A 6,526-nucleotide genomic window follows, 5' to 3' on the forward strand; every position below is an offset into this window, starting at 1 on the left:
TGGGCCCGCAAAGGTACTCGGGAAATTCATTGCATGCAAAAGGGATTTGCAATAGGATTTTGTTCGACTTAAGTCTGGCCGTTATGCAGAGCAAAATGCAGCCGCTTCACCGTGATATCGGTTGAAGGCATTGCACAGTAAAGCTCCTTCGGCATGCTCTGCGTGACATTCTATTGTTGTCATCATCGCCGTTTCCGGCCACCTTTTCCGCCGCTTCGTTGTTACTTTAGCCATTATGCCTCCCGTTATCTCCCCCGAAGCTGAGCGCCAGGAAATCCTGCGCCATTACCGCCGCCTGCTGCGCACTGCTAAGCCGTACCTGAAAGACGGTGACCCTAAGCTGATTAAAAAGGCTTTTAATCAGAGCTTGGAAGCGCATAAGGAGATGCGGCGCAAGTCAGGTGAGCCTTATATTCTACATCCGCTGGCCGTGGCGCAGATTGCGGTGGAGGAAATCGGATTGGGTACGACTAGTATCGTGGCGGCGCTGCTGCATGATGTGGTGGAGGACACACCCACTGAAATTTCGGATATTGAGCGGGAGTTTGGGACGAAGGTGGCCCGGATTATTGATGGGCTGACGAAGATTTCCGGAGTATTCGAATACGGCACGAGCGAGCAGGCTGAGAACTTCCGTAAGATGCTGCTTACGCTGAGCGAGGATGTCCGTGTGATTCTCATCAAAATTGCCGACCGCCTGCACAACATGCGGACGCTGGATTCGATGCCGCGCCACAAGCAACTGAAAATTGCTTCGGAGACGCTGTATCTATATGCGCCGTTGGCTCACCGGCTGGGTCTCTATACTATAAAGAGTGAGCTGGAGGATTTATACCTCAAATTCACCGACACGGAGACGTATACCGACATAAAGTCGAAGGTGCGGCAGAGCCAGGCGGCGCGTAACCGTTTCATTAAGGAGTTTGTGCAGCCAATTGACGAGGAACTGAAGGCACAGGGTTTCGAATACGAAATCAAGGGCCGGCCGAAAAGCATCTATTCGATTCTGAAGAAGCTGAAGAAGCAGAACATCACCTTTGATGAGGTGTATGACCTGTTTGCCATTCGGGTGATTTTGGATGTGCCGCCGGAGCAGGAAAAAGCCGCCTGCTGGCAGGTGTATTCCATTGTAACGGACTTCTATCAGCCCAACCCGGACCGGTTGCGCGACTGGGTGAGCACGCCTAAGGCCAACGGCTACGAAAGCCTGCATACCACCGTCATGTCGCGCGCCGGCCAGTGGGTGGAGGTGCAAATCCGCTCGCGCCGCATGGACGACATCGCCGAGAAAGGCTACGCCGCGCACTGGAAATACAAGGACACCGGTAGTATTCAGCCCGAAAGCTCGCTCGAAGGCTGGGTGAACAAAGTGCGCGACATGTTGGAATCCAATAATTCCAGCGCCCTCGAATTCATGGACGAGTTCCGCCAGAACCTGTTTGTGAAGGAGGTATACGCCTTCACACCCAAGGGCAAGCTACTGATATTGCCGGAGAGGGCTACCGCGCTGGATTTTGCTTTTGAGATTCACTCACAAATCGGTATTCATTGCCTCGGTGCCAAGGTGAATCAGAAGCTGGAGCCGCTGAGCTACCAGTTGCACAACGGCGACCAGGTCGAAATCCTAACTTCGCACAAGCAGCGTCCCACGCCGGAATGGCTGAACTACGTCATCACGACCAAGGCGCGCTCCCGCATCAAGGATTTCCTGCGCGATGACAAGCGCGCCAAAGCCGAAGACGGCCGCTACATTCTTGAAAAGCGGATGGAACTCATTGGCATTCCCAATACACAAGATAACTTCAACCGTTTGCTGGCCTACTTCAATATTGCTAGCGCTCAGGAATTCTACTACCGCCTTGCCGTGGGGCAGGTCGATGGCCGAACCATCCGGGAGTCGTTGTTCAGTTCAGCCAAGCCCGTGCCCTCTGTGCTCGAACCCAAAACGTTCGACAACGAGGTGCAGAAAATCCGCGGTGTGCGCCCCGATATGCTGGTGGTAGGAGAGCATACCGACAAGTTCAACTACAGCATCGCTCGCTGCTGCAATCCCATTCCGGGTGATGATGTGTTCGGCTTTGAAACCGATACGGGCCTCATCATTCACCGCACCAACTGCCATCGCGCCGTCGATTTGATGTCGAATTACGGCAATCGCATCGTGCGCGCCAAGTGGACTGACCAGCTCGAACTTGCCTTTCTCGCCGGCATTCGCCTCAAAGGCTCCGACCGCGTGGGCCTTGTCAACGACGTCACGCGCATCATCAGCTCTTCCCTGAAAGTCAACATGCGCTCCATCACCATCACGGCTGATGACGGTTTCTTCGATGGCCAGATTATGGTTTTCGTGAACGATACCGACCACCTCACCAAGCTCATTCAGCGCCTGAGCAAGGTGAATGGTGTGCTGCAAGTTGAGCGGTTCGATTCGTAAAATGAGCTTGACTAACCCCCCCACCGTCCACGGCACCGACGTAAACGAGCGCACTCAATGCGCCCACTACCACTCCGAACGCGACCTCATCGCTATCCAACACAAGTGCTGCCGCGAGTTCTACGCCTGCATCAAGTGCCACAACGAAGCCGCTAGCCACTCTCCGCAAGTGTGGCCTAAAGCCGAATTCCAAACCGAAGCCATCTACTGCGGCAACTGCCACCATACCCTCAGCATTGCCAGCTACCTAAGCTGCAACAGCATCTGTCCCTATTGCCAAGCAGCCTTCAACCCCGGCTGCGCCAATCACTATCACTTCTATTTCGAGCAATAGTCCGGTCATAATGGCCACGCCGCTGTGACTCCTCTCTCCACGTCGCGCATCAGGCGAACTGGTATTGGGGTGAGGTTCCGCCCGAACAACTGTACCTTTGTCCCACCGCAATCCACTTTATATCCGTGAGTAAATCCCAAACCATCCCCGCCGACCTCGTCGATGAAGCAGGGCAGGGGGTAGGCGGTTCCTCCGAAACCGGCTACGCTGCCAAGCACACGCCTAGTGCCGCGTCCGAAGCTTCTCTCAACACCGACAAGCTCGAAGAAGTCAAAAAGCTCTTTACTGCCCATCTCGAAAACAAAGGCTTGCGCAAAACCGGCGAGCGCTACGCCATTCTCGAAGAAATCTACGCCCGCTCCGGCCATTTCGACGTTGAAGAACTATACGCCGGTATGAAAGAACGCGGCCTGCAAGTAAGTCGCGCCACCGTCTACAATACCTTGGACCTCCTAGTTGAGCAAGGCCTTGTCAGTAAGCACCAGTTCGGCCGCAACCTCGCCCAGTACGAGAAAAGCTATGGTTACCGGCAGCACGACCACGTCATCTGCACCGAATGCCATAAGGTGGTGGAATTCTGCGACCCTCGTATCCACGGTATCCAAACCATGGTCGGCGACCTGCTGAACTTCCATATCTTGCACCATTCTTTAAATCTTTACGGCATCTGCGGCGACTGTCGCGCCAAAGCCGAAGCCGCCGCCCGCCAGAATACCCCCGCATGACAACCACCAGCACCGTCCAAAACGGCATCCTCTTCGTCCGCCTCTCCGGCGACCTCATCGGCAGCCCCGACACCGACCAACTATTACAAACTGTCAACAATCATCTCGGCGAAGACCTCAACCAATGCGCCGTCGACCTCTCCGAAATCCGCTACATTAATAGTACGGGCATTGGCGTCCTTGTCTCCCTTCTCACCAAATTCCGCAGCCGTGGCGGCGAGCTGGTCCTCATCAATCCCGCTGACCACCCCAAGAAAATGCTGGCTATCACGAAGCTGAACAACATCTTCACTGTATCGGCTAATGAAGCCGCCGCCCGCCAGCAACTCACCCCAGCCGCCCAATAGGGCGGCTGTTTTTTTGCCATTCGGGTCATATTATTCTGCCTTACTAAGCAAATTCAACTAGAGGTCGGCGTAGCCAAAGACCTTATCAGGTAGGAAAGAAGCAAAACCAGCAGCATTAATTTCAAACCATAACACCAACACCTTAATAACAGCCCTCCCGAAAATAACCCACTTCGTCAGGCTCTCCTTCATTGGGAAGGGGCTGGGGGGTGAGGAGCTTCGACAGGGTGACCCCAAACCACCATGCCAGTAGACGTATTAGTAGGCCTCCAGTGGGGCGATGAAGGCAAAGGCAAAATCGTAGACGTCCTCGCGCCGACCTACGATGCCGTCGCCCGCTTCCAGGGCGGCCCCAACGCCGGTCACACCCTTTTCTTCGATGGCGTCAAGCACGTCCTGCACCAGGTTCCCAGCGGTATTTTTCACCCGCACATCATCAACGTTGTCGGCAACGGCGTCGTCCTCGACCCCGTCGTCTTCCGCCAAGAGCTCCAAAAGCTCACCGATAGGGGAGTAGACTGGTCTAAAAACCTCTACATCTCCAAGAAAGCCCAGCTCATCCTCCCATCGCACCGCGCCCTCGACCGCATCAGCGAAGAAGCTCGCGGCAACACCAAAATCGGTAGCACCCTCAAAGGCATCGGCCCCACATATTCCGATAAAATCGGCCGCGTGGGCCTCCGCGTCAGCCACATTCTCTTGCCCGATTTCAAAGAGCGTTACCAGGAAGCCGTTGCCCAGCACGCCGCCATCGCCGCTCACCACAATAAGCAGCTCGAAATCGAAGCCCTCGAAGCCGACTTCTTCTCTGCCGTCGAATTCCTGCGCAGCCTCCAGCTCATCGACACCGAATACCTGCTCAATGACCTCCTCACCCAAGGCAAGCGCATCCTCGCCGAAGGTGCCCAAGGCTCTCTATTAGATATCGACTTCGGTTCCTATCCCTACGTCACCTCATCCAGCACCATCGCCGCCGGCGCCTGCACCGGCCTCGGCATTGCCCCGCGCCACATCGATAAGGTGTACGGCATCACCAAAGCCTACTGCACCCGCGTCGGCAGCGGCCCGTTCCCCACCGAGCTTCATGACGAAGTCGGCGAACAAATCCGCCAGGCCGGCCGCGAGTTCGGTTCTACCACCGGCCGCCCCCGCCGCACTGGCTGGATAGATCTGCCCGCCCTCCGCTACGCCATTATGCTCAATGGCGTCACCGAGCTCCACCTCATGAAAGCTGACGTCCTTGACGCCTTTACCGAAATCCAGGCCTGCACTCACTACCGCACCGCCACCGGCGAAAGCACCCCCCAACTACCCGACCCCGGCGAGCTCACCACTGTCACCCCCGAGTACGTCACCCTACCCGGCTGGAACACCGACCTCACCCAAACCACCGACGTCGCCCAGCTCCCCGCCAACCTAACTGCATATCTCGAATTCCTCGAACGCGAGCTCCAAATCCCCATCAGCATCGTTAGCGTAGGCCCCGACCGCGTCAGTACTCTCCACCGCTAACCTCTCCACAACGGACAACAACCCCCAATTACATCAGCCCCGCAACTATCTCCTGCCTCACGCCGGAGATAGTTGCGGGGCTTTTGCATGCCAAAAAGCCCCACACTCATCAATATCGACTTACCCAGCCCCATCGAATGATGCTGTATTGCTTCAAATCCGGATTCACACACAATAGGGTAGGAGCAAGCAAACCGGTTCGTCGCATCTTCAGCCAGCAATAGCGCCCTTCAAAAGCAGCCACAAACCCCGCCAGGCAAGACGTAATGCTTAGCATCGTGAATGCACCGTGATGCATCATGCAGCCTCAGCCACCCCATAACGGAAGCTAGCCAGCAACGAACTTGAATTTTTTAACCGCATCAATCAGCTACTTACAACCCTAAACCAACTATTTCGTAAAAGGCCGCTTGCCGCCGCCAAAAGTCCCCCTACCTTTGCAGTCCCGAAACGTCAAACGGACCAACGGAAAAGCCTAAAGCACTCGCTCAGGCAACAAATTGAAAGGTTTGGAACTCCTGGGGAGAGTAGTGTGTCTATCCTCCGCAACCAGCCACAAGCGCTAAGATTTATTTCTTAAATAGCTTGCACCGGCGAAAAAAGCTGCCGTACCTTTGCAACCCGCTTCAATCGGAAGCAACCAGATTTGAAAATCGAAACGAAAAGACTCTAAAATTTTTTCGCTGAAAAGTTTGAAAGTCGAAAAAAACAATTACCTTTGCACTCCCAAAACGAACAGAGGTAGCCGAAAGAAAGCTATAACAAGCTGACTCACAAATAAAAAAGCTGCTTTAATCGAAAGTAGCAGATTTGAAAAAACGAATCGAAAAGCAAAAGAATTTTCGAAACGAACTTGCCAAATCAAAAAAGCTTTCTACCTTTGCAATCCCAAAACGAACAAAGGTTAGCAACAGCAAAATCGGACTAACACACCAGTCCACACTGATATTTCAAATGGAAATATCACGCGTTCTTTGAATGACGGAAACAGACAAAATAGTAAGTGTTCCACTTGCTGTTCCTTCTTCGGAAGGAACACAGTGAAACAAACCAAGCGAAACGAATTTGACCATAATGTCAATATGTGAGCAAGGTCAGCACTCGACATCAGCCCAGGTTCGCCTGGGTGTAGAAATATTTTACAATGGAGAGTTTGATCTTGGCTCAGGATGAA

At 54.0% G+C, this 6,526-nt stretch carries 6 protein-coding genes; 5 read left to right on the plus strand and 1 reads right to left on the minus strand.

Features of this window, described 5'->3' with window-relative positions:
* Positions 1 to 235 precede the first annotated feature (235 nt).
* The 4 genes from J4E00_RS22035 (at position 236) to J4E00_RS22050 (ending at position 3,840) form a co-directional block, all read left to right on the plus strand.
* Positions 236 to 2,434, plus strand: a complete 2,199-nt coding sequence (locus J4E00_RS22035; RefSeq protein ID WP_208177441.1) for a RelA/SpoT family protein — start codon at positions 236 to 238, stop codon at positions 2,432 to 2,434.
* A gap of 7 nt (positions 2,435 to 2,441) precedes the next feature.
* A complete protein-coding gene (locus J4E00_RS22040) occupies positions 2,442 to 2,768 on the plus strand; it encodes a CHY zinc finger protein (protein WP_208177442.1) in 327 nt (108 codons plus the stop codon).
* A 125-nt stretch (positions 2,769 to 2,893) separates the two neighbouring features.
* Positions 2,894 to 3,493 carry a transcriptional repressor gene (locus J4E00_RS22045; protein WP_317196658.1) on the plus strand — a complete coding sequence of 200 codons (600 nt, stop codon included), beginning with the start codon at positions 2,894 to 2,896 and terminating at the stop codon, positions 3,491 to 3,493.
* Complete coding sequence (locus J4E00_RS22050; protein ID WP_208177443.1) at positions 3,490 to 3,840, plus strand: STAS domain-containing protein; 351 nt, start codon at positions 3,490 to 3,492, stop codon at positions 3,838 to 3,840. The genes J4E00_RS22045 and J4E00_RS22050 overlap by 4 nt, the downstream gene beginning before the upstream one ends.
* Before the next feature lie 57 nt (positions 3,841 to 3,897).
* On the opposite strand, the gene J4E00_RS29890 is transcribed toward J4E00_RS22050, so the two are convergent.
* Positions 3,898 to 4,032: a hypothetical protein gene (locus J4E00_RS29890; protein WP_262898452.1), complete on the minus strand. Its 135-nt coding sequence runs from the start codon at positions 4,030 to 4,032 to the stop codon at positions 3,898 to 3,900.
* Between the two features lie 51 nt (positions 4,033 to 4,083).
* Between J4E00_RS29890 and J4E00_RS22055 the strand changes: the two genes are divergently transcribed.
* A complete protein-coding gene (locus tag J4E00_RS22055) occupies positions 4,084 to 5,352 on the plus strand; it encodes an adenylosuccinate synthase (protein ID WP_208177444.1) in 1,269 nt (422 codons plus the stop codon).
* The last annotated feature ends 1,174 nt before the right edge of the window (positions 5,353 to 6,526 follow it).

It is taken from the genome of Hymenobacter negativus, assembly GCF_017571495.1.
GTDB classification, from domain to species: domain Bacteria; phylum Bacteroidota; class Bacteroidia; order Cytophagales; family Hymenobacteraceae; genus Hymenobacter; species Hymenobacter negativus.